At 59.7% G+C, this 23372-nt stretch carries 19 protein-coding genes; 10 read left to right on the plus strand and 9 right to left on the minus strand.

Going from position 1 to position 23372, the window contains the following annotated elements:
• Nucleotides 1-357 precede the first annotated feature (357 nt).
• Nucleotides 358-777, minus strand: a complete 420-nt coding sequence (locus tag ACSW29_RS23395) for an SMI1/KNR4 family protein (protein ID WP_230817083.1) — start codon at nt 775-777, stop codon at nt 358-360.
• Between the two features lie 104 nt (nt 778-881).
• Here ACSW29_RS23395 and ACSW29_RS23400 point away from each other — a divergent pair, with 104 nt between their 5' ends.
• Nucleotides 882-1544 carry a hypothetical protein gene (locus ACSW29_RS23400; protein ID WP_448278412.1) on the plus strand — a complete coding sequence of 221 codons (663 nt, stop codon included), beginning with the start codon at nt 882-884 and terminating at the stop codon, nt 1542-1544.
• 258 nt (nt 1545-1802) lie between these two features.
• Here ACSW29_RS23400 and ACSW29_RS23405 read toward each other — a convergent pair whose 3' ends face one another.
• Complete coding sequence (locus tag ACSW29_RS23405; RefSeq protein WP_230817081.1) at nt 1803-2918, minus strand: ABC transporter substrate-binding protein; 1116 nt, start codon at nt 2916-2918, stop codon at nt 1803-1805.
• Nucleotides 2919-3170: 252 nt separating this feature from the next.
• Between ACSW29_RS23405 and ACSW29_RS23410 the strand changes: the two genes are divergently transcribed.
• On the plus strand, nt 3171-3899 hold the full coding sequence (locus tag ACSW29_RS23410; protein ID WP_230817080.1) for a helix-turn-helix domain-containing protein: 729 nt from the start codon (nt 3171-3173) through the stop codon (nt 3897-3899).
• Between the two features lie 380 nt (nt 3900-4279).
• Here ACSW29_RS23410 and ACSW29_RS23415 read toward each other — a convergent pair whose 3' ends face one another.
• On the minus strand, nt 4280-4585 hold the full coding sequence (locus ACSW29_RS23415) for a DUF5710 domain-containing protein (RefSeq protein WP_374228121.1): 306 nt from the start codon (nt 4583-4585) through the stop codon (nt 4280-4282).
• Between the two features lie 623 nt (nt 4586-5208).
• A complete protein-coding gene (locus tag ACSW29_RS23420; protein ID WP_347872567.1) occupies nt 5209-7041 on the minus strand; it encodes a sigma-54-dependent Fis family transcriptional regulator in 1833 nt (610 codons plus the stop codon).
• Nucleotides 7042-7249: 208 nt separating this feature from the next.
• On the opposite strand from ACSW29_RS23420, the gene ACSW29_RS23425 reads away from it, so the two are divergent.
• From ACSW29_RS23425 to ACSW29_RS23445, 5 genes are all read left to right on the plus strand, one after another.
• A complete protein-coding gene (locus ACSW29_RS23425) occupies nt 7250-9169 on the plus strand; it encodes a hydantoinase/oxoprolinase family protein (protein ID WP_230817078.1) in 1920 nt (639 codons plus the stop codon).
• 64 nt (nt 9170-9233) lie between these two features.
• A complete protein-coding gene (locus ACSW29_RS23430; protein ID WP_054831510.1) occupies nt 9234-9671 on the plus strand; it encodes an acetone carboxylase subunit gamma in 438 nt (145 codons plus the stop codon).
• Nucleotides 9672-9697: 26 nt separating this feature from the next.
• Nucleotides 9698-11824 (plus strand): hydantoinase/oxoprolinase family protein, encoded by a 2127-nt coding sequence (locus tag ACSW29_RS23435; protein ID WP_230817077.1) that lies wholly within the window; start codon nt 9698-9700, stop codon nt 11822-11824.
• A 45-nt stretch (nt 11825-11869) separates the two neighbouring features.
• On the plus strand, nt 11870-14200 hold the full coding sequence (locus tag ACSW29_RS23440) for a hydantoinase B/oxoprolinase family protein (RefSeq protein ID WP_230817076.1): 2331 nt from the start codon (nt 11870-11872) through the stop codon (nt 14198-14200).
• 98 nt (nt 14201-14298) lie between these two features.
• Nucleotides 14299-15108: a hypothetical protein gene (locus ACSW29_RS23445; RefSeq protein WP_054831509.1), complete on the plus strand. Its 810-nt coding sequence runs from the start codon at nt 14299-14301 to the stop codon at nt 15106-15108.
• Between the two features lie 668 nt (nt 15109-15776).
• Here ACSW29_RS23445 and ACSW29_RS23450 read toward each other — a convergent pair.
• Nucleotides 15777-16942, minus strand: a protein-coding gene (locus tag ACSW29_RS23450; protein WP_448278413.1) for an IS3 family transposase whose coding sequence is annotated in 2 segments (ribosomal slippage) — nt 15777-16684 and nt 16684-16942 — 1167 coding nt in all. Because the reading frame shifts where the segments join, the coding sequence is not laid out codon by codon here.
• 316 nt (nt 16943-17258) lie between these two features.
• On the opposite strand from ACSW29_RS23450, the gene ACSW29_RS23455 reads away from it, so the two are divergent.
• Nucleotides 17259-17804 carry a hypothetical protein gene (locus ACSW29_RS23455; protein WP_347875375.1) on the plus strand — a complete coding sequence of 182 codons (546 nt, stop codon included), beginning with the start codon at nt 17259-17261 and terminating at the stop codon, nt 17802-17804.
• A gap of 44 nt (nt 17805-17848) precedes the next feature.
• On the opposite strand, the gene ACSW29_RS23460 is transcribed toward ACSW29_RS23455, so the two are convergent.
• Nucleotides 17849-18493, minus strand: a complete 645-nt coding sequence (locus tag ACSW29_RS23460) for a winged helix-turn-helix transcriptional regulator (protein WP_448278414.1) — start codon at nt 18491-18493, stop codon at nt 17849-17851.
• Between the two features lie 65 nt (nt 18494-18558).
• Here ACSW29_RS23460 and ACSW29_RS23465 point away from each other — a divergent pair, with 65 nt between their 5' ends.
• Nucleotides 18559-19437, plus strand: a complete 879-nt coding sequence (locus tag ACSW29_RS23465) for an alpha/beta fold hydrolase (protein ID WP_448278415.1) — start codon at nt 18559-18561, stop codon at nt 19435-19437.
• Between the two features lie 725 nt (nt 19438-20162).
• Here ACSW29_RS23465 and ACSW29_RS23470 read toward each other — a convergent pair.
• The 3 genes from ACSW29_RS23470 to ACSW29_RS23480 all read right to left on the minus strand — a co-directional run bounded on the left by ACSW29_RS23470 (nt 20163) and on the right by ACSW29_RS23480 (nt 22272).
• Nucleotides 20163-20765, minus strand: a complete 603-nt coding sequence (locus tag ACSW29_RS23470) for a hypothetical protein (protein ID WP_448278416.1) — start codon at nt 20763-20765, stop codon at nt 20163-20165.
• Nucleotides 20766-21146: 381 nt separating this feature from the next.
• Nucleotides 21147-22112 (minus strand): barstar family protein, encoded by a 966-nt coding sequence (locus ACSW29_RS23475; RefSeq protein WP_448278417.1) that lies wholly within the window; start codon nt 22110-22112, stop codon nt 21147-21149.
• Nucleotides 22090-22272: an IS110 family transposase gene (locus ACSW29_RS23480; protein WP_448278418.1), complete on the minus strand. Its 183-nt coding sequence runs from the start codon at nt 22270-22272 to the stop codon at nt 22090-22092. The genes ACSW29_RS23475 and ACSW29_RS23480 overlap by 23 nt, the downstream gene beginning before the upstream one ends.
• Before the next feature lie 613 nt (nt 22273-22885).
• Between ACSW29_RS23480 and ACSW29_RS23485 the strand changes: the two genes are divergently transcribed.
• Nucleotides 22886-23260: a hypothetical protein gene (locus ACSW29_RS23485; protein WP_448278419.1), complete on the plus strand. Its 375-nt coding sequence runs from the start codon at nt 22886-22888 to the stop codon at nt 23258-23260.
• Nucleotides 23261-23372 lie beyond the last annotated feature (112 nt).

Here is a 23372-nt window from a genome sequence, read left to right on the forward strand (position 1 = left end):
GAGGCTCGACCAGGTCGTTCCGAAAGTCGATTCCCAAATGCAGTCGATAAGTGATTCTCGCACGCCACAGGATGATGCCGGTGGGGCGGGAACACCAACGGTGCCCCTGCTGTTCCCGCTCGTCCTCACCCGAGCGAATCTACGACCTTCATCGTCTCGACCAGCGCTTGCTCTCAGAGCAAGGTCCACAAACCGAGCGTCGCTGCACGGGCTGCGACACGCCCATGAAAAGTGGCTATTTCACCGCGGCCTGGGAAGACCGTGACAACGCAGATGCCTACATCACCTGCCCAAGTTGTGGTTACCAGAACATTTTCTAGGCTGTGCGCTCGTTGGAATTGAACCCTTGCCACGAAGTCAGTCGTCGACGTTCTCCTCCAACAGCGTGCGGAAACTGGCAGCCAGTCGGACAACTGTGCTCCCGTTGTCATGGTCGACCAAGCACACGCTTCCGTCCGCAGCGATCCAGATCGGATTCCCCGACCCGTCGTCAGCGAACACCACCCCGTCGATGAGGGCACCGTATGCGTCACGCGCCTCAATGGTCAGCTCGATGCATGTCTCACGACCGATAAGCTCGGCGTTGTCCCATGCGTGCACTGACACGCCCACGAAGCATCCACCCCAACGTCCCACGAACTCGGTGAAGTCTTTGTCCGGGGCGATGTCGAGCGCGTGCAATCGCGCGTGAATCTCGTCTGCCGGAATCGGACGGCCGGGACCGTAGAAGTCCACGGTCCGCTCGATGCGAGCGACCAACCCGTTTCCAAGAGCCATATCGGAAGCTTAATACCGGCGCAGGACACTAGCCTGATCGCTAGGTAAGTATCCGCGTACAGTCATCGCACGATCTCGAGACGAGCATCGCCGAAACCCAGGGAATGCTCCGAACTCTTCCGAAGCTCCTTCGAGCCTGGGAGCACGGCGACACCGACGTCCACGGACTGCCCATCGACGTGATGCACGGCCCGTTTGCCGCCCCGGACATGTACCGGTTGCAGGCCGCACGCTCCAAGCCCCGCACCTCCTACGCCTGCATGCCCGACAACGCACCCCTGTACAAGGTCCTGCGCGATGCCGACTACGGCTCGTACTGGGACGACAACTCCGGACCCGACCACGACATCCGCCTGTTGGTCAGCACCGTCGATGCGAATACCGAGTTGGGGCGCAACCAGATCGCGCACGAAATCAACGCGGGCTCCCAGGTTCGGATGCACTCGAACCTGCCGAGCTTCTTCTGGGTGCTCGACCACTCGAGCATCGGCATCCCGTTCACCTGGGGAGAAGCCTGGCCCAGCAGCGTCATGTCCATCCAGTCCCCGGCGCTCGCGGAACTCATGACCTGGATCTACCACCGTCTCTGGGAAGAGGCGGTACCCGTCACCGGACACAACCACACCTGGGAGCACCCGTGGGATCCCATCCTGCGACTGATGAACTCGGGAATGACGATGGAATCCGCGTCGACAGCCCTGGGATTGACCGCCCGAACGGGCCGACGTCGGGTCTCTGACGCCATGCGCCACTACGGCGTCCGCTGATCGACCGCAACCATCGAAGACACTTTTGCATGCCTCCATCAACGCACGAAAGTTCTTCTTGAGTAGCTCAATGTCGCAGTAGTGCAACACTTGTTGGCGAGCTCCCCGTCGTTTCAGCTCACTGAGCAGAGGTGTCGCGTTACGGGCTGCGTCGTCGCAGGGCGCTGGATCGGGCACCTTTCGCGACTCCTCCTTTATCGGTGATGCGGTCCCCGCCCAGATTCTGGACAGGGACGACCACATCGAGCTTGTGCGGCGTTACTGGTCGGCGGGGATCACTGGTTCTGACTTGCTCAGAGCATCAGCGAACGCATTGATGGTTTTGGTGTAGCGCGGGTAGCTCTTGTTGGCGCCGTAGTCCCAGAGCACCATCTGTCCGGCGTCGACACCCGAGAGGGTGCCGAAAGTGGGGTACTGGTCGGAGAGTTCGGACAGCTGGACATCGGCCGCGTTCGCGACGTCGTGGTAGACGAACATCAAATCCGCGTCGACGGTGGTGATGTTCTCCCAAGAAATTTTTTTCCAGTAACCGTCGTCCGTGGCTTCCGGCCGGTACATCGCCAGTCCCCAGCTGACGTAGTCACTGAAGTCTGGATCTGCCGTCGGGTCCAGGACGTAGGCAACATCGAGCGGCCAGATACCCATCCCGATCACGTCCTTCTTGTCGGCTGCGACCCGCCGGAAATTCTCCACTGCCGCCTCGAAGTCGGCTTTGATTTCTGCCAGACGGCCACCATCGATGTTCACACCGAGCGCTCGAGCCAATTCTTGGTAGTTGTCGATGGTTTTTTCGGTCGACGTCGTCTCGAGCGTGACACCGAGGGTGGGGGCGGCGCTGTCGAGGACATCCGACTTCGTGGTGTCGCCTTTTGTTGTCAGCTTACCGAATTGCTCGAATCGCGGATTATATTCTCCGACAATCAAATCAGGAACCAATGCGAGTACAGATTCGACGCTGATCGACCCCCAGGCCTCGCCCACCGACTGCACCCCTGTCAGGTCCAGGCACTGCAGGATCGGGCTCTTGTCCATCGGGGTGGTGGACCAGATCGCGATCGGCTTGATGCCGTACGAGTAGAGCGCTGCCGCAGATTCCTCATCGGCGATGATGCGCTCGGGTTGACGATCCAGCGCGATGGTGCGTCCGCGACCGTCGGTGAAGGTGAACGGCCCGGATGCTCGATCGATCGCGGGCGTGGCGTCGCCGTCCGCGCATGCTGCTGGATCGGATGTCAGATCGATTGCCTGATCCGTCTCCACTGGTGCGGAACCGCATCCCGCCACGACGGACAACGCCATTCCTACCGCCGCGAAGGCGAGTCCTTTTTCGCGTAAGCCTCGCAGCGCGAATCGTCCCTGATGAACGCCGAACATGTGTTGAGTCCTCAATGTTTGTAGGAAAGCGAATGCCTGAACAGCCCGTCGACAACCCCGCCGCGGCAGCTTGAGGTTAGCCTTGCCATGCCATTGGCGCTATGCCTCGAAGGAGACACAGATGCTCCCGACAAGACACAAGGTCTGTCTCATTGGAGGTATCTCACTACGGAAAGGGCGAGTTCAGAGACAATGAATACGCCGAAAAGGACTATTGATAATTTCCATGTATTCGAGCACAACGTCGACACGGTGACCTCGTTCGGTGCCCACCGACACCGCGAGCATCAGATCGCATGGATGCGCCAGGGCCGCATGCAGATCGACGTCGACAACCGGCGACTGCACCTGCATCCCGAACACATGATCTGGCTACCGAGCTACCTCGTACACGAGATGACAATTATGACCGCCGGCACGCTCGTCAGCGCGTACGTTCATCCCGGCCTTTCACCTGGTGGACAGCGCTGGCAACGTCCGGTTGTCGTCACCGCACACCCACTGGCGACCGAATTGCTGACTTACCTCACCGAGACCACGGTCAGCGACAAACATCGTGAACAATGCGTTCAGACACTCTTCGGGGTACTCGAACACGCCCCCGAACGCGAGGACATTCTCGCGCTCCCCCTCGATCGGCGCGCACGAGCCATCGCAGCCGCGATCCTCGACAACCCCGCAGACAGCCGAACCCTGCAGCAGTGGGCACACGAAACCGGCGTCAGCACGAAAACACTAATGCGTGCCTTCTCCGCCGAGACCGGACTCTCTTACACGCAATGGCGAACGCGAGCTCGCATACACTCCACCCTCGAAGCGCTCGCCGCCGGAAAGTCGGTGGCTACCATAGCCGCCGGCACCGGATACAGCACCACTAGCGGATTCATCACAGCGTTCCGAAGTGTCTTCGGCACCACCCCATCCGCCTACGCCCGGGCTCACCGCACCAGCAATAACACCGGGCTGTCCGCAGACTCGTGATCCGCCCGCGTTCCCTGGCGTTTGCCATGGGAACATCGCGCTCGTGAAAGTTTTTGACGCGAAAGGACTTCCGCGAAACACACGTGTTCGGCCACAACATCAGCCCCGCCGCGAGCGATCTCATGGACCACAAGTTCACTCATGAAGAGCCGAACAAGCCGGGGGTTGAACATTTCCCGTCACCTTCTCCAGTCCGAGTGGCACACTCACTGCGACGACGCCGATCACCGCGGCCAGGACCGCGAGTGGCCGCTGGTGTCGACCCATCAGGATCGCTGCGGCCAAAGGGGCCGATCACGACCAGGTCATCGCCGCGATCCGCGCTATCAACCGCGGCGATGCTCTGCATCCGGTGACATCGCTGTATCTGGACCGGTGTGTCATCGACGCAGTCCGACAGCTCTCGACCGTCGAGCCACCGCCGCGCGCTCGCGACGATGGGGACCATCGCGATCGGCCCGTTCGCAGCGCCCTTTCGTCAACGGGCGGCGGGAGTCGCCGTCTGCACGACCATGCTGTACGCGACACCATGCGGCAATCCGATCGCGCCATCTAGGCGCAGTAGGTGCAGTGATTCGCGACAGACCAGCCATCTCAACTCGGGGCGCGTACCAACGCTTGGCCGACAGATCCCATCGCGCACCTTCAGCCTTTGCCACATCCTTCTCCGCGTAATCTGTGAGGATACGAGGCGAACTCGATCGCGTACGCGTTCAATGCCGTAGCTGTTGGTGGGGTCTTCGTCGGTTGCTCCATCTGCATCGCCTCCGCGTCACCGACCGCGGCCAGTGGGCACTCCACTCCGGCAGCATGACCCGGCGGGACTCGAACTAACCGTTCAGTAACACCAGGCACTGAAAGTGAAATACGTTGCCAAAGAATAGATTTCGCTATCTCCTGCTTGGGCGATCAATGCACACTTGTCGCGCCAGAAACTTCGATAGCGAGCATGCCATCGGTGAGCGCTCCGAGAGATTGTTGATCGACACCACTGCCGGCGATACCGATTCGTCGACACCTCGGATCAGCGATGCCGCCGCGATCGTGAACACTTCACCGCTCCAGTGCTCGGGCCCGAAAACGGACGCGGGCCGCACCTGAGCTCACTGGGGTTACCGGCATTGGTTCCAGGCGGCAACGTATGCCAGCGCGACCATACGTCGCAGCATCGACCGTGTCGTCACCTTTCTTGAAGACTGATCTCGCAACGTAAAATCAGGGGTAAATGCATCAGCTTCCCGCAACCCTACTTCATTTTCCATATTTGCAATATAATAAAAGGTGGGCTTCAGCGTACAAGTATCTCGTTTCATATTTTGTACATTTTCATTTTTCGATACAGGGATGATCGAGCAATTCCAAGACTCTTTGCTGCGCGCATCCTGTTTCCATCGTTCTCTTCCAGGCTTTTTACTATAGCCTCCCGTTCCACATGTTCTAGAATTCCAGAAGCATGAATCGATGACAGGCAAATGGAAGTGGGAAGATCTTCCATCTCTATCATCCCAGAAGGTTTTTTCGACAGACACTTTAAAAGCACATTGCGTAGTTCAGTTATGTTACCCGGCCAAGAATAGGCGGATAGTTTCTCGAGCGCGTCGCTACTTATCTCCGAGACACCGTTACCGGATATTTCACTCAGCGTGTGCCGCGCAAGGTAAGGAAGGTCGTTCGTGCGATGCCGCAGCGGTGGGACCTGTATTGATCGACCGAAAATACCACGAAATGATCGATGAAAATGATTCTCTTTCGACCCAGAACTTTCCGCTTCTGTGACTATGGCCGCCACTCCAACAAGATTTTCCTGTGAATTCAATTCGGACAGCACCTCTTTGATAAGAAGAATCTCGTCAGCTGTCAACCGTTCCGGATGCCGCAGAATAAGATACACGGTTCTGCTCCCATCAGAACTGGCGCACGTTTTCACGTCGTTCGCAAGGAATCCTGGCTCGATGCCGATAAAAGTAACGTCTGGATGCACTTCACGAACCATGTCCCTGATCAGTTTTTCTTTTCCCACTCCTCGTTCGCCAATGAGAGTGACACTCTCTTTTCTTTCCACCACATCTCTCACTGAAGATGTGACACTCTTCCAAACCGAAGATAATTCAGTGCATGGTTCAGAAACAGAATTTCGGCCAGCACACATCGATGAATCGTTGACCACATTGAATTGAGGAACCGTTACAGCGACTGTTTCGCGAACAGTTACGTCAAGTGTAGTTAAATCCAAAATCGACACTCCGACGCCGACAACAGACTTTCCTGATGAAATTCGAGTGGTTCGTATTTTGACTATTCGCTGCGGAGAAAGCTCGATTTCTTCAGTGGCTTTTGTCGCCCGCTCCGCGAGATACAGCGCATGTTGGACGATTATTCTTTGTTCGGCGGCGTCGAGGAGCTTCTGCGCTTTGCTGGTAGAGATCAGGACGTTCTTTCCTGCAACAAGCAGTGGCGAGCGAGATTTTGCTTCCATTTTCGAGAAGGCATTGAAGAGGATACGTTGGTTCAGTTCTCGATCGTTGAGCAATGCGGTTTCGATCGTCGATGCGGCGGAACGAACGAAACTGTGAAGCAGTGGGGTCGAGTGCTCGACCAGGCAGGTCAAATCGAGTACACCCTCGATATGGCCTGACAGTGGGTCTCGAATCGGGGCGCCTGAACACGAATACTTTTGGAATCGCTCGTGAAAGTGCGCCGCCCCGACAATGTGGACTGAACGCCCTGATTCGAGGACAGTTCCAACTCCGTTGGTTCCGACCTCACTCTCGGCATAACTGAAACCCGGAGCCAGCGAGATGGTGTCGACCAGTGCGCCGATAGTGGAGTTGGTGTCAAGCCTGGAGAGCACTCGCCCCTTGTTGTCCGAGACCGCGACGCTCAACGGCACATCCTCGGTGTATTCGATGAGCTTTTCGAGCACAGGCTGGGCGTAATGAACCAGACGCGATGCGACGTCGACATCTCCGATGTACCGGATATCGCCGCCCTCGGGGGAAACTCCGGCGGCTTGCGATCGGAGCCAGGACGCAGCGACGAACTCGTCTGTCCCTCCCAATCGGGCGTCCCGGTTGCCGGGGCTCACACGCTTTCGGCCATCACCGTCCGTGTCGTCGACGATCCCCATCATTGCGTCCTCCATGTTTCCAACCTGCTAAATCGCCACCGCTGCTACGCACCTGCCCGGGGTGATCCGTGCATTCAGGAAACACCCGGAGGCGGTGGTGTGGAGTGTCCCAAGGTCGGACACTCCACCCCCTCGCTCTCGATGTGATGCTTTCCCCTGTTCGCAATCGAAGTGATGCCCATCACTTTAGTTTCATTCATTCTCGACAATGCTAGGAGCCTCGGTGGAGCGTTTGATCAACATCGACAACGGCGGAACCTTGACCGACATCTGCGTCGGCAGTGGATCCGAATTCGCATTCACGAAGACACTCACCACTCCGGTCGATCTGTCCCAGTGTCTGTTCGACGGTATGACCAAGGTGTCCTCGGTCATCTATGGCGAGCAGAACCTTGCAGGTCTGCTGCATTCGACTCAGCACATCAGATATTCCTCGACGCAAGGCACCAATGCCCTCGTGGAGAGGAAAGGGCCTCGTCTCGGATTGATCGTCGACGATGTTGCGATCGTGGACGAACTTCGCACCAACACAGAGTCCGAATCACTCTTCGACGACGTGATCGGGCCGCGTAGCTCGGTGGTATCGGACGAACTTGTCGGCGACGCCTTGACCGTTACATTGGTGGCGGAAATCAACAGGTTGACCACGGCAGGTGCCGAACGACTGATCCTCGCCGCGAAGTCCAAGGACCGTGAGGCACTCTTCAAGCGGATCATCCTCGAGAGCTTCCCACGCCATCTGCTCGGTTCCGTCCCCGTTCTGTTCAGCTGGGAATTCTCCTCCGACGAATTGCGATCACGCCGAATTTGGTCAGGAATCATCAACTCGTTCCTCCACCCCACAGTGGAGCGTTTCCTCTACAGCACCGAACGCCGGCTACGCAGCTACAAGATCAAGAACCCCCTGCTCATCTACCGCAACGACGGAGCCTCGTCCCGCGTCGCAAAATCCGTGGCGCTCAAGACCTATTCCTCCGGCCCGCGTGGAGGTCTCGAAGGAACCCGCGCGCTCGCCGAAGCGTACGGCCTCCCCCATGTGCTCATGATCGACGTGGGCGGAACCACCACCGATGTCGGAACGGTCAAGAATTACACCATCGCGACCGAGCGCCGCGGCCGGATCAACGGCGTTCCGGTCTCCTACGAACTCAGTGACGTCAAGTCCGCCGGTGTGGGCGGCAGTTCCATCATCGCGGTCGAGGACGGCAAGATCGTGGTCGGCCCGGAAAGCGTCGGAGCGGCCCCCGGCCCCGCGTGCTTCGGTTTCGGTGGCAAGAAGGCGACCATCACCGACGTCAATTTGCTGCTGGGCGTTCTCGATCCCGACACGTACCTCGACGGTGAAATGTACCTCGACGCGCAACGCTCCCGGGCGGTCATCAGCGAGAGCATCGCCGAACCACTGGGAATCACCGTTGAAGAAGCACTGATCGAAATGGCCGCCGCCTACGCGGCGAAGGTGTCGGAATCATTTGCCTCTTCCGTCGAAAGCCCGGAGACGACAACGGTCGCCGCATTCGGCGGTGGCGGGCCCATGAGTGCGTGTGATGCCGCACGAATCGCCGGAGTCCGGCGGGTGCTGGTCCCGAAACTCGCCGCCGTGTTCTCCGCATTCGGTATCAGTTTCTCCGATATCGCCCAGTCCTACGAAGCCAACATCACCGACTGCACCCCCGAGCAAATCACTGCAGCGATAGACGAATTACGTTTGCGCGCAACACGTGACATGTTCCAAGAGGGATACGACATAGCGGATTGTTCGTTGGAATGGGCATCGCTGGTCGAGGATGCCGACGGCACCGCGACCCGGGCCGAGTTCGACAGCGATCTCGACGTCAGCTCGGCAGCTGGGAGCAAAACCATCCTGGCGTTGAAGGCGACGCGCGAGCTTCCGCACTCGATGATCAAGGGCGGATCACCAGAGAAGAAGTCTCCGGCGGTTTCGACCGCGACGCGATCGGTCCGCACCTCGGCGACATCAGTCGAGGATCTGCCGGTCTACCAGCTCGACCAGCAGGCTGCCGGTGCGGTGGCATCCGGTCCGGCCGTCGTGGAGGGACAGTTCTTCACCGCTCAGGTCCCCGCCGGCTGGGAGCTGGAAATCTCCAACTCCGGCGACCTCATCTTGACCGACACCGCGTAATCGGTACGCGATCTCTTCTCGAACCAACACATCGATATTTCTCGACACGAAGGTAGCGAACATCATGCGTATCCCCATGACCGAATATCTTGCAATAGATCTCGACTCCGAGCGGTGGCTCTGCCGGGTCTGCCAGCACGATCTGGGCAATGCCCGAGGGAACTACAAAGAAGGCACGCTGGTCTACGACCGCGATCCCCGCGACATTCACCCGTCGATTCTCGATCCGGAGAAATACGAGTACACCTTCGCGCCGGATCCGCTGTTCTGCCGGATCCTCGAATTCTATTGCCCCGGTTGCGGAACACAGATCGAAACCGAGTACACCCCGCCCGGACACCCGCCAACCGTCGACATGATCTGGGACATCGACGCACTCAAGAAGCAATGGGCCGAGCGTGAGGGCGATCCGGAAACCCTCGTCAACTACGGGCCCGGCGAGAATGCGATCGCCGAGCCGCGAACACGGCATTCGCACTCCCACTCACACGCCCAGCACTGAGACCGGATCGAAGGAGATTTACTGTCATGAAACGCATTTCCGTTGATATCGGTGGAACATTCAGCGACTGCTTCTTTGTTTGGGACGACATCTACGTCGAAGCGAAGGCTCTGACCACCCACCACAACCTGGCCCTCGGCTTCAATGAAGCACTGGACTTGGCGTGCTCGCGCGCCGGAGTGAGCCGCAGCGACGCTCTCCGCGAGGTCGATTCGGTCCGTTACGCCACCACGTTGGGCACCAACGCACTCATCGAGGGCAAGGGCCCCAAAGTCGCCGCCCTGGTTACACACGGATTCGAAGATACGATCCACCTTTCCCGTGGTCGCGGCTACGGCGAAGGCCTCGACGGCGTCAAGCAGGGCGATATGGCGGACGCCCAACGCCCCGATCCTCTGGTACCGCGTCATCTGGTGCGATCGGTCAAGGAACGAGTCGACACCGTCGGCGAAATCCTGGTCCCGTTGATGGTCGACGATGTTCGTCAGCAGGTGCGCGAGTTGGTGGATAACGGTGCCGAAGCCATTGTCGTGGCACTGACGAACGCTACCGAGAACTCGGCCCACGAGCAGCAGATCCTCGAGATCATCCTCGATGAATACCCCACGCACCAACTCGGAGCAATCCCGGTGCTGCTCAGCAGTCAGGTTTCCGGCCGAAAAGGCGAGTACGTCCGGGCAACATCGACAATTGTCGATGCTTTCCTGCATGCGACGATGTTCCACGCACTCAATCAGTTGTCGAGCAATCTGCGTGATTCCGGCTATGAAAAGCCGATGCTAGTCATTCACAATTCCGGCGGCATGGCCCAGCCGAACTCGACCGATGCGTTGCAGACCATTCACTCGGGTCCGATTGCGGGAGTCGGAGGGGCTCAACACCTAGCGGAGACCACTGGCATCGGCGACGTCGTATCGATGGACATGGGCGGAACATCCTTCGATATCGGTCTAGTCCCCGAAGGCGGAGTTCGTCACTACGATTTCCAACCGACCATCGGCCGCTGGCTGGTCTCGGTTCCGATGATCCACCTCAACACCCTCGGCGCTGGCGGAGGCTCCATCGCGACGTACAACCGGATCCACAATTCGGTGCAGATCGGACCCGAATCGGCAGGCTCGGACCCCGGCCCAGCATGCTACGACCGCGGCGGCCTGCAGGTCACGGTCACGGACGCAGACCTAGTGCTCGGATACCTCGATCCCGACAACTATGCCAACGGCTACATCGCACTCAACAAGAAGCGTTCCGTCTATGCGATCGACGAAAACCTTTCCGACGAACTCGATCTGGAGGCCGTAGATGTCGCGAAGGTGATCAAACGCACCGTCGACGAGCAGATGGCTATCGGTATCGAGAAGGAACTGCGCTCACGGGGCGGTCTTGTCGAGGACTACACCATGCTCGCCTACGGAGGCAACGGCCCGTTGCACGCGTGCGGAATCGCCGCCAAGGCCGGCATCAACAAGATTCTCTTCCCCCCGTTCGCCTCGGTTTTCTCCGCACTGGGCGCGGGCAACATGAAGCCGCTCCACATCCATGAACGAAGTGCCTACATCGTTCTCTACGAGCCACGCGAGCGAACTCTCTACAATCAGTACGAGCAACTCAACTCCTACATCTCTGAGCTCGAGAACAAGGGCACCGAAGATCTTGTCCGTCAAGGCTACAACCGTGACGACGTCAAGTACCGACTCGAGATGGACATGCGTTACGGCAATCAGTTGGTCACCACTGCCGTGTCCTTCGACATCAACCGAGTCAACGGTGTCGCCGACGTCCTGTACCTGATCAAGACTTTCGCCGAGATCTTCGGCCAGCGCTACGGCGAGGGTACCCAGGCTCCCGAAGCCGGAGTTCGCGTACAAACCTTGCGCGTCGCCTCCTACATCAACGGCGACGTGGTCAAATTCGATTCCATCGACACCGGCGGCAAGCGCGCGGTCCCGGCGCCGGTGACCAATCGGAAAGTGCACTTCACCGACATCAACGAGCCGGTTCAGACCCCGGTCTACGACGAGTCCGCTCTCAATCACGCATACGTTATCGCCGGTCCGGCAATCGTGACGACGGAAAGCACCACCTACCTCGTCGAACCGGGCTGGCGACTCGAGCCGACCGTTCAAGGTGCCGTCTGGCTCCTCAAAGACTGACGAGCAGTCGAATCAACCCCAGTTCTTTCTAAGGAGCCAAACATCATGACAATTTTGGACAACGGCAGCAGCGGACCATCCACGGACCGCGACGACGCTCAACAGCTCAGCGCACAGGAGCAGCAGTGGGTCGACAAGTTCATGGACGAGACCACCCTGTTCCTCGGCCCCGATCCCGAGATCATGCGACACCACCAGATCGCGGCACGCACAGCGCACGAAAACTACTGTATGACCTCTGATACGGATCCTATCGAGGCCGATCGAATCCGCAAACGTCTCGCCGGCTCGCTGGACGAGGCATTCGAGATGTGCGAGAGCATGGGCGCGGCGCCGGGCGCAAAGTGGGCCGACCTATCGGTCGCCGTCTATACCGCTGAGGGCGACGTCAGCTACCTTTCCAACCGCGGCGTCATCGCGTTCTCCGCGGTCCTGCATCACCCGATTCGCTACATCATGAAGAACTGGAAAGACGAACCGACCGTAGGAATTCGGCCGGGAGATGGCTTCTTTCACAATGATTCCCGATTCGGCATGGTCCACAACACCGACCAGTCGATGCTGGTGCCGGTCATGCGGGACGACCGGATCATCGCCTGGGTGGGGGCCACCATCCACGAGGGTGAAAACGGTGCTTGCGAGCCGGGTGGTATGCCCTCGGGATCCGAAACTCCCTTCGATGACGGGCTACGCGCATCGCCGATCAAAATCGTCGAAGGCGGTCGCCTGCGCCGAGACCTGTTGACTTTCCTCCAGCACTCCACCCGTGACCCCAAGCTGATGCTCGCCGACATCAAGGTCAAGATGGGCGCCGTCAGCCGGGTAATGGACACGGTCAACCGCCTGATCGACGAGGTCGGCGAGGAAGCGTTCGTCTCCACCCTCCGGAGCACGGTTGAGAACGTCGAAGCCGAAGTGCGGCGCCGCATTTCGGATCTACCCGACGGCACGGTCACGTTCAATCAGTTCGTCGACTCCACTCTCAAAGAGAACATCTTGATCAAGTTCGCCTGCAAGATCACCATCAAAGGCGACCGGATGATCGTCGATCTCACCGGCACTGGCCCCGAGATCCTCAACAGGGCCATCAATTCGCCACTCGGGTCGACCAAGTCGTTCATGACCCAAGCAATTCTGTCGTACTGGTGGCCGGATCTGCCGCGCAGCACCGGCGCGCTCTCGCCCATCGAGGTCATCTCGGAGGAGCACACCTGGGCCGACGCTGGATACGACGCGCCCGTCGGTCAATCCTTGCAGGCTTCGTTCCGTGGTTTCTCGGCCCTGCAAACCGCGTATGCCAAGCTGCAATTCTCCGCACCCACCAAGTACTCGAACGTCATCGCCCCCTGGTTCAACCAGATCAACAACTTCCTGTGGGGCGGAACCACCCAGCACAGCGAGCAAGTGGGCAACCTGTGTGCGGACTTGAACGGAATGGGCGGAGGCGCGAAGGCTTTCCGGGACGGCGAAGATGGCGTCGCTCCCCTGTTCTGCGCAATGGCCGATATCGCCGAGCAGGAGGTCATGGAAGAGGAGGTACCATTCCTGCAGTTGGTCTCCAAGCGGCTGGTCAAGGACAATCAGGGCTTCGGCAAGTACCGCGGCGGAATGGGCTACGAAATGATCGTGGCCTCACGCGGCACCCCCAGCTGGGGGTTCATGACCGTGACTTCCGGATCGAAATTCTCGTCGGTCAGTGGAATGTTCGGTGGCTACGGATGCCCGACCTATCCGTTGTCGATGGTCAAGAACATCAACATCTACGACATCATCCGCAAAGATCCGTCACAGTTCGACCTGTCCATCGAACGCGTGATGAATGAACAGCCCTACGAGGGCGGCAAATATCTGACCGGCCACATGGGACTCCAGTTCGACGTCGCCAAAGAAGGCGAGCTGTACATGATCAGCCAAGGCTCCGGCGGCGGATACGGCGACATCCTCGAGCGCGATCCCGAGCTTGTGATGGCAGATTTGCAGCTCGCACGAATCTCGGACAAGGTGGCCGGCGAACTGTACGGCATAGTCTACGAACCCGACACCTTCGTCGTCCGCGAGGAAGACACAATCGCGCTGCGCGCACGGATGCGTCGGGACCGTTTGAAGCGGGGCAAGCCATACAAGGAATTCGTGGCCGAGTTCGTCAAGCCCGAACCTCCACAAGAGTTGCTGTACTTCGGTTCTTGGGGCGATGACAACGACCAACTCGTTGCCACTCACTGGGGTAAGAGTGAGCCGGAGAGAGTGACCGCACGGCTCGAGGATCTGCCCCTCATCATGATTCCAGACCGTCGCGTACTCAAGATCGAGGAACTGAGCAAGCGAGTCCGTGAACTCGAAGTCAAGTGTGGCGAGGAAGTCCAGCACAAGTCCTGACCCTGCCGATACCGCGCGGTGATGCACCGCCGACCCCTGCACCATGTCGGCGCCAGCATCACCGCGCGGTGTCGCACCAACCTCCGAGGAAGACCATCATGTCCACCAGCCTTCTCACCACAATCGCCACACCACCCTCGGGCCGCGCCACGGCACTTTTACTCGATCACCACAAGTACGCGCAATCAGTGTTCCTGCGTAATCGGCCAGCCCCCTGGGACGACCCCACCAGCTACGCCCGCTACTTCAATCAAGCACAAGGTCTACTCAAACCCGACCTGGCCATCTTCGACCTGAGCCCCTTCTACGACCACCACCTCGAACTGAACCCCACCCTGCGGGATGCAATGTCCCAGAAGACGAGGACCGGATACGCCCTGCGAACCATGCTCGCAGACAAGGACCTCACCCGTAGCGCCATCGATCTTGCACAAACACTGACCGCGATGGCATCAGGACCAGTGGTCCTGCAGATCCCCTCGCCCATGCAGTGGCTGCGAGCCACCCATAACTATTCGGGTTCTTCCGAACTCGACAGCCTCGATGCCGACGACGCGGAAAACTCGTCGATGTACGTCGCGGATTGGCTACGCGGCTTCGCAGCACTTCCCTTCTCCGCGATACTCCTCGACGACCGACCAATAAACCCCTCCGAACCAGCGACACCGGTCGCGTTCGACTCCTACACCCCGATCACCAATATCACCGCGCACTACCGACTCGTCGTCGGAATGCGCGACTCCCACGGTGTAACGCTCCATCAGCAGACCGCCCGCGGGAGTGTCCTCCCCGAAAGCTACTGGCTCGGAGAAGAATCAATACTTCCCCCGGACGACTTCTACATCACTCAGATCCCCGCCGCCGCGATACCAGAAATCGTCCTCAACCAACTTGCCCAGCTCAAGTGACGCAAGCCCATTCGATCCAACCAACCCGAACCGAATCGCAACAAGCGAGCCGTCAAGCCCCTTCAACAAGGATCAGCACCTCACATCCGACGGGAAGCTGCATGAACGTGCCTGGACGGAAGAAAGCGGTCTGATATCTCCACGAAACCGTCTGTCAACGCCATTGATGAGGACCCCGATTGGCACTGTCTCGATCCGGCTGCTCGGGGCATTTTTCTCGACGACTGCCATGACGCGAACCCGGCGCAGGGACGACGACACCGATCGCTGTCGATCACCACACAATGATGATGGTTCTTATCGCGTCGATACTTGCCCACAGTTGCCCCACATGCGGTTCCCTTCACGCTTGTTCTCCACAGTTCGGCCCTTCACCTGGGCGGACTCTGTCTACGCCGCAACTGTCGCAGAACCACTCTGTGGCTTTCCCTGGCGCGGGATGGCCTTCTGTAGTGAGGCAGAGACCGAACCAACCACCGCCAGGGGAACAGCAAAAAGAAGCGATCCCCACACGGAAGTCCAGTTCGCCATCCCGACGACGGACAAACCGACGAGTGCGGCGACCTCAAACCAGGAAACCAACTTTCGCATTGCTAATACCGCCACCAGAGGGGGTGCTGTGAGCAACATGGAGTGTGTCAAGGTTCTTGGACAGCGACTCGGCGGTTTCAGGCAGCTGAAGCTGCGTTTCGATACTCGGCGAGGGCTTCCGCGGGGGTGCGATAGCCCAGCGTCGAATGCAGACGTTGCCGGTTGTAGAACACCTCGATGTACTCGGCGACCGCGAACCGTGCCCGGCTCCGGGTGCCGAACGTTCGCCGGTAGTACATCTCGTTCTTCAAGGTCGCGAAGAACGACTCGGCCGCCGCGTTGTCCCAACACGCCCTTGTTCGTCCGACACTGGTTCGCACGTCCTTCGACTCGGCGAACTCTGCGAATCTCGTTGATCTGTACTGACTTCCGCGACCTGAATGGAACACTGCGTCCGTCCTGACGTGCCCACCGGTGACGGCCATCTGCAACGCGTCGACGATCAGCGACGTGCGCATGTGCGACGCGGCCTGCCATCCGACGACCATCCGCGTCGCGAGATCGATCACCGTCGCCAGATACAACCATCCCTCACTGGTGCGTAGGTAGGTGATGTCACCGACCAGACGCGCGCCCGGAACCTGTGCGGTGAAGTCCCGGTCGATCAGGTCCGGGATCGCCGCCACCTCGCCGGCAATCGTGGTCCGCTTGTACGCACGTGGTTGCACCGCGCACAATCTCAGCTCGCGCATGATGCCGGCGACGGTGCCGACGCTGACCTCGAAACCGTCCCGATTCAACTGGGCGGCCACGCGCCGGCACCCGTACGTCTGCCGCGACGTGTCGAACACCCGCCTGACCTGCTCGCGCAACCCTCGCCTGCGCGAGGCAGTCGGTGTCTCGACCCGGCCACGCCAGACATAGAACGTCGACCGCGGCACATCCAACAGTGTGCACATCCAGCCGATCGAATAGTTGGCCTTCTCCGCTTCGATCAACGCGCAACGCTCGGCTACGGGTGTGTCCTGGCGAAGAAGGCCGCGGCTTTTTTCAGAAACTCGTTTTCCATCCGCAGCCTGCGGATTTCTGACTCCATCTCCGCCACACGTGCCGCCTCCACAGGGTTCGTCGCGGTCGCGGGGTCGGGATTCTCCTCGCGCCACGCCTTGACCCAGTTACCGAGCGTGCCCGGATTGATCTCCAGGTCCCGGGCGACAACGGCGAGTGAACGTCCCAGTCCGACAACCATGTGCACCGCTTCCGCCTTGAACTGCGGGCTGAACTGACGACGCTTCTCGGTCATGTACAGATCCTCTCTCATCCCGAGATTCACTGTCCAAGATCATTGGCACACCCCACCGTCCTTCTCCCGACCACTTGCTACGTCGAACGGTCGCGCAATGGAAGAGATCATTCGGGCCGCCGGTGGCCGCCGCGACGGCCCAGTCGATGAACAGCAAGGCCACCGATACGCGCTAGACCAAGCGCTCCGGCAAGGTCAAGTTCGAGTGTGAGGATGGGAATCGGCTAGTCGACTGTCTCACCGGCCTACCCGAAGAGCGTTGCCGCACATCAGGAATAATGCTGAAATGTCGTCTTGTTCAGGATCCGCCAAGAGATTGAAAACACCGCGGGTCCGGTATCTGATCGCGTTCGCCGCAGCAATGTTCCTCCTCACCAGTTGCGGCACCACACCCGTCGATGAAAACAGCCTGCCCACAGCCTCATCGCATGCACCTCTGACGGGCGGAACACACACCACGATGGACGCCGTCACAGCCACGCTCCCACTAGCATTGGCCCAGAGCAGCATCTGCTCACAAGGATCGAACACCGAAGCCGGCGACCTCTACCTCTTCTGCACCGTCTCCTCCGCATCACCACTGAACAGAGGGCTCTCCGACAACAACATCGTCTATCTCGTCTGGGTGAACAAGGCCGAAGCCGAACGAACACTCCAGGACTGGCGCAACGGGGACCGACCCGAACTCGTCACCGAAAACACCACACACACCGCAGCAGCGCGCCTCGAATACCGCGACGCCGTCAACTCCGTGCACTACGTCCACACCATCAACGGACTCAACATCGACATCAGTGCAGGTAGTCTGCAAACTGCAGAAGAAGCGACAACCTTCCTCCGCCGCGCCGACCTCATGAACTGAGATGACAACTACCGTTCCCCCTCCGATGCCGCCGAGGGTCATGTCTAGAGCTCTGCCGTAGCGCGGGGAGCTTCGAAGATCGTGTGTAGGGCGGCGATGTCACCGTCCATGACGACGGCTGATGCGATGGCGTCGATGGTCAGCACTCCTGCTGCCAGACCCAGCACGATCGGGGCCTCGGCACTCAGAACGGCGCCGACATCCCGCCCGTCCGGCAGACCGACATCGATACCTGTGGGTGTGGCGCGGAGTTGGATGAAGTGGTCTGCAACCGAGACGTTCACCGGCGCTGTCTGACCGACTGGGACACGGCCGGTGAACAAGGCCTGAAGGGCCAGCAACATCCACTCGGGCCGGAACTCGTCGTCTTCTGGACCGCGGATCATCAGCGGCGTCGACCACCGGATCAGTCCGTTGATCGGCTCGCGAAGTTCGGCACCCCACGGCGTCAAGGCGTAGGTGATGGCATTCCCGCCTTCGGACAGGCGTCTTTCGATCACACCAGCGGTCTCGAGGTCGCGTAGGCGGCCGGCCAACAGGTTGGTGGCGATGCCGGAGAGCGCTTCGCGTAGGTCACCGTATCGAGCAGGCCCCAGCAACAACTGCCGGACGATCAGCAAATTCCACCGGTCACCGATCACATCGAGAGCTCGGGCGAGTCCGCAGTACTGGCCATAGTCGCGGCTCATAACACCTACTTTCGAAAATAAAGTGTGCTTCACTATATCAACCATCCACTTTGCGAGGGGCGCGCATGACGACGACAACAAGGCCATCCTGGGTCGACGACGACTTGTTCCCGTTCGAGAGTCGATTCGTCAACATCGACGGAAATACCGTCCACTACGTCGACGAGGGATCCGGCCCCACATTACTTCTGCTGCACGGCAATCCGACCTGGTCATTCCTCTGGCGCGAGGCGATCAGTGCGCTCCGCTCCGACTTTCGATGTATTGCCCTCGACTACCCGGGCTTCGGCCTCTCGACCCCCAAGCCCGGCTACCGCTACTTTCCAGAGGAACACGCCGACGTCGTCACCGGATTCGTCGACGCACTCGGCCTCGACGACGTCACGTTGGTCGGCCAGGACTGGGGCGGGCCGATCGGACTGGCCGCCGCCCAGCGGCGACCGGGTGTTTTCGATCGACTGGTACTCGTCAACTCCTGGGCGTGGCCGGTCAACGGGATTCTCCACTTCGAGGCATTCGCTCGCATCATGGGCAGCCTCCCGATCCGCTTCCTGGTTCGCCGGCACAACCTGCTCGTCAACGCCTTCCTCCCCACCGGGCACCACCGCCGGAAACCGACCACAGCCGAGATGACCCACTACAGACTGGCCCTCGATACTCCAGAGCGACGACAAGCCACCGCTGTGCTTCCCGGCCGAATCCTCGCCAGCCGCGACTTCTTCACCGAAGTCGAAGCCGGCCTCCCCGACCTCGCTCACCTACCGACACTGATCGTGTGGGGTGACGCGGACATCGCCTTCCGCCGGCAGGAGCGTGAACGCCTGGAAACTACGTTCCCCGACCACACAACCGTGATCGTCACAGGCGCAGGCACCTACGTCGAATCTGACGCCCCTGACGAGTTCGTCGCCGCAATCCGCAACTGGCACACACCCCGACAGTGACGGCGGCTGGCGACGACACCAGCGTGGCCGTGACCGGTGCATGAGCGCGAAGGACCTTCATACAAGCCAGCCGGCGAGTCGGTAAGAGCCATCATTCGAATCTATCGGCAGAAATTCGCCCAGGATCGAACGTGATTTCTACGTGCCCGCCACTCGAGAACAGCGCCTCGGCCCGACCGCTACGGCTAACGAACTGTCGGTCGCTTCAATTGCACTGCGAGCACGACCGCACCCAGGAAAGTGAGTGAGAGCGAAAGACACGCAACGACTGTCGGACCCCAGCCTTCAGGCAGGACACGGACATTCACACCCACCTCGGGATCAGCACCCTCACAGGCCACCCCGATCGGCCACCACCACCGAACAGCCCGCACACCAGCAGGCCCCGGATACGGCGGATTCTCCGGAGTCCCCCACGGTAAACGATCAGCGCACAAACCTCCCCCGGGAATTGCCCACTACACCCAACCACGGGGCAACCAGCGCAATCGCACATACGCCAAGCCCAATGACGATGGCACACGCAGAGATGACTACCGCGTCAGTCCGACGCGTCCTACCGCCACACATTCCGCGCTCGCCCATCGGGGAAGGTTATCGTTCGTCAACGAAAGATCGTTGTGACCTGAGGAAGTGTCGACTTCTCGAATCCGGAGCCGAACCCGCATCGGTGCCGACTCGACTGGGGCGGATCCAGTCCGAATGACAGGGCACGGTGTAGACAGCTACCTCGGCTGATCGCTGTCGGAAACCGATGTGTCACGACCTCGAACCCTCATCCGCCAGCCAAGCAGGACCATCACAAGCACAACGGTTCCACATGTAGCGGCAATGACCCACCTCAGAGAAGTGTCGGCGTCGTCGATGCCGACACTTCTCTGAGGATCCGGGGTTCGCGGCAATCCGTAGACGGCCACCGCCGCAGAGTGAGTGCGTTCGTTGCTCGATTCGGTTGTTGCCGAACAACTGTTCACCGACCACGATGCAGCGGGATTCTCGGGTGCGGAAGCGAAGACGATGTACTCGGTCCCGATCTCGAAACCGCGGCCGCAAGAAGCACTCAGCCCGTACGACGATACGACCGTCGTCGCACCGACATCACCCGAGAAAACCTCGCGCACATCGAACTCGTATAGCCCGGTATTACCGTCAACGCGTTTCGCCGTCGCGGTTCCGGTGAAGACCGACGCTGCAGCCGAGACCTGCTCGACGATCTGGGGTCCGTCAGGCGCGTAGACACATGAGCAGGCGTGAGCCGGGGCAGATGACGCCAACGGCAGCGCCCCAGCGAGCCCCATCGTCACGAGAACCGACAACAACCACGGCATAACTCCCCCTGTTCGCCGACATGGATACCAATCCGAACCGACGTTACGGCAGAACTCGACGGCCATCCCCGCCTTGATCGGGTTTCCAGCAACGTAAACGGCAAACAGTTTCTCACCCAGCGGCGACGTTTTAGCGCCTTCGCATAGGCGGTCACGATTGGACTGAAAAGTCGTCACCTGTAGTGCAACAATCCAATTCGTCCGCAATCTTACAATTGCGATCGCGTGTGGCGGCACGATCGGTGTTGTAGGTTCGACGACTCGGTGTCACCTCAATGTGCACCTGACCTGCGGGTTCTCAACATCGAGTCAGTGCTTGCTTCTCACGAACCCGTCGGAATCTTCAGTCCGCTCACTATCCGTTACCGGATCGGGGACCAGTCACGAATCCGCTTGCCGGTTACCGTTCGGGAAGTCGGCCAACTCCTGGTACTTCTCAAACGCGGCTTCCTGATAGCCGATGTTGTACAAGGTCTGTGACATCTGTTCGAAGAGCATGCCCGCCCGCTCGACGGCGCGAAAGATCTCTTCGCCGAGCGCCAGGGCATCCCCCACTCCGCGGACACCGATGAAGACGTCCCAGAATTGCTGGCCGGGCTGTCGCCGTGTACTGGGATGTTCTCGGTGGAAACGGACTGAATTCTCCGGTACGAGTGCGGGATCGAGAATCTGCCACCGACCGATCTCGCCGAGAACGGGTGCGATCACCTGATCCAGTGCGGACACATAGTCGGCAGCCTCATCGGACGTGGCGTAGATCTGAAACCCGAATTCGAGGACGTCGGCTTCCTCGAAAGGGACCGGCAGATCCGGAGGTGTGTCCCACGCCGTGCCCTCGTAGACGTCGACATCTCCGACCGTCCCGAGATCAGCCGCAATTGTCTGCACCAAGCACAGCATCGGATGGCCGTAGAGAGCCGCCAGACGCGCCTGCCTTGCGAAGATCTCCAGGATGCTCCGGCCGGTGCGATGGTCGATGTGCAGCAGCACGTCGAAGTCCGCGATCGCAAGGACGGTTCCCACCGTCGCAGGATCGCTGCCATAGCTGAAAGTCGCGACATCACTGAGGGCATCGTTGAACGCATCCAGGTTCTTTCCGTAGTAGTCCGGAAACGACATCGATGCTGCGAACGCGGCGTGCATGTCCGTAACGGAGGTCCATTCCTGCGCTTCGAGCTCATGCACCAGATAGCCGAGGTCCGTGAGTCGTGTGCACGCGCTGTCGAACTGGAACCGAGTGGCGTACCGGAACACGAACCCCGACTGCAGAAGCGTCCAGTCGAAACCTTGCCGCTGCTCATCGAACAGTTCCCGCTCAGTCGGATCAAACACCACCCTGCGCGCCATCCACCGAGCGTATGCGTATCCGATCGCGATCGGGGACGTTGTCGACGAGCGTCGTCAGATCTGCCTCATCGTTGGCGGCGCGGCGCGAGAGCAATCGCGTTCCGTTACTGTCGATCACCACGCAGTGGTGGTGGGCTTTACCTGCATCGATGCCCGCCATAGTGGTTTCTTGCGTTCCTCTTAGGTTCTCGATTCGACTAACGACCTGGTGGACGACCTCTCCGTCGTGTCCTTACACAGCGATATGGTTCGCGTCTCTCAATGAGCGGTCGAGTCGTCGAGAACACCGGGTGGCCATTCTCCTTCAGCCATGCGCACAGCAGAAACAAAAAGAGCCATACCCGGCGTCCCCAGGCAGCTCCGAACCTACAAATGTTCGGCCAGTACCGCCCAGCAAAACGGTAAGGAAACAAATAGAACGCTTTTCCGGAATGGAGCGAAGCGGCGTTCTCTTCGGGGGACACCGCAGGTGGCCGGGCCGCCGGGCAGGCGGATGCAGTCGGTGATCCGACCGACCGGGTTGAGTGCCAGACATTTACTCATCTGGACCTGAAAGCGGCAAGCGGTCCGTTTCCACGTCCGCACCGAAGGTGCGATAAGCCTTGTCTCGCCTAGTCATAAAGTATGAATGGCCAGATTGCGAGCCTTTCGCGCTACCGCTGACGTGACCGACGTCATTGTGTCGCAAATGTTTGGTTACCGGATTTTGCGATACCGTCAGTTACATCAAGTTGGTTGCGGTCGATGCAGCCTTCGCGTCGCAGGAGGTTTCCATGTCTCGTTCACGTATGGCCGTAGCTGCACTGTTAGTCCCTGTCGCAGCCGGTGCTGTCGCACTCCTCGAGGCGGGTGCAGCTTCTGCCGCAACCCCGTACTCCGGCAACGGGTATGTCGGCATTCGATTCGATCCGAACGAAACTCAATTCATTGCCGACACCAATGCCGCGGATTTCCTTGAGGTTGTTCCGAACGACTACTGGAGCATCGCCCTCGGCGAAGACTCGATCTACAAAGGCGACGGCCAGTACGTCTACGCCAGCATCGATCAGTTGGTCGAGGAAGCAGCGTCCCACCGAGGTGAGATCTCCTTCTCGCTCACCGATCCTGCGATCTGGAACAACAACATCTACATCCTCCAGGACTGGTGACATAGGTCGAGTTCGTACGCGTAGGGCCGGTGAGCGCATTGCTCACCGGCCCTTTTCGCGTGTCCGTAATTGCCCGGCTCAAATGGTAGCCGGCACTTCGGTGACGGCGTCG

It is taken from the genome of Rhodococcus sp. GB-02 (assembly GCF_053470465.1).

Excerpts from the sequence above, each read along its gene's own strand:
- ACSW29_RS23395 (WP_230817083.1), bottom strand. The coding sequence starts at position 777 with ATGGCTCTTGGAAACGGGTTGGTCGCTCGCATCGAGCGGACCGTGGAC.
- ACSW29_RS23400 (WP_448278412.1), top strand. The coding sequence starts at position 882 with ATGCTCCGAACTCTTCCGAAGCTCCTTCGAGCCTGGGAGCACGGCGAC.
- ACSW29_RS23405 (WP_230817081.1), bottom strand. The coding sequence starts at position 2,918 with ATGTTCGGCGTTCATCAGGGACGATTCGCGCTGCGAGGCTTACGCGAA.
- ACSW29_RS23420 (WP_347872567.1), bottom strand. The coding sequence starts at position 7,041 with ATGGAGGACGCAATGATGGGGATCGTCGACGACACGGACGGTGATGGC.
- ACSW29_RS23430 (WP_054831510.1), top strand. The coding sequence starts at position 9,234 with ATGCGTATCCCCATGACCGAATATCTTGCAATAGATCTCGACTCCGAG.
- ACSW29_RS23435 (WP_230817077.1), top strand. The coding sequence starts at position 9,698 with ATGAAACGCATTTCCGTTGATATCGGTGGAACATTCAGCGACTGCTTC.
- ACSW29_RS23440 (WP_230817076.1), top strand. The coding sequence starts at position 11,870 with ATGACAATTTTGGACAACGGCAGCAGCGGACCATCCACGGACCGCGAC.
- ACSW29_RS23445 (WP_054831509.1), top strand. The coding sequence starts at position 14,299 with ATGTCCACCAGCCTTCTCACCACAATCGCCACACCACCCTCGGGCCGC.
- ACSW29_RS23460 (WP_448278414.1), bottom strand. The coding sequence starts at position 18,493 with ATGAGCCGCGACTATGGCCAGTACTGCGGACTCGCCCGAGCTCTCGAT.
- ACSW29_RS23465 (WP_448278415.1), top strand. The coding sequence starts at position 18,559 with ATGACGACGACAACAAGGCCATCCTGGGTCGACGACGACTTGTTCCCG.
- ACSW29_RS23470 (WP_448278416.1), bottom strand. The coding sequence starts at position 20,765 with ATGCCGTGGTTGTTGTCGGTTCTCGTGACGATGGGGCTCGCTGGGGCG.
- ACSW29_RS23475 (WP_448278417.1), bottom strand. The coding sequence starts at position 22,112 with ATGGCGCGCAGGGTGGTGTTTGATCCGACTGAGCGGGAACTGTTCGAT.
- ACSW29_RS23480 (WP_448278418.1), bottom strand. The coding sequence starts at position 22,272 with ATGGCGGGCATCGATGCAGGTAAAGCCCACCACCACTGCGTGGTGATC.
- ACSW29_RS23485 (WP_448278419.1), top strand. The coding sequence starts at position 22,886 with ATGTCTCGTTCACGTATGGCCGTAGCTGCACTGTTAGTCCCTGTCGCA.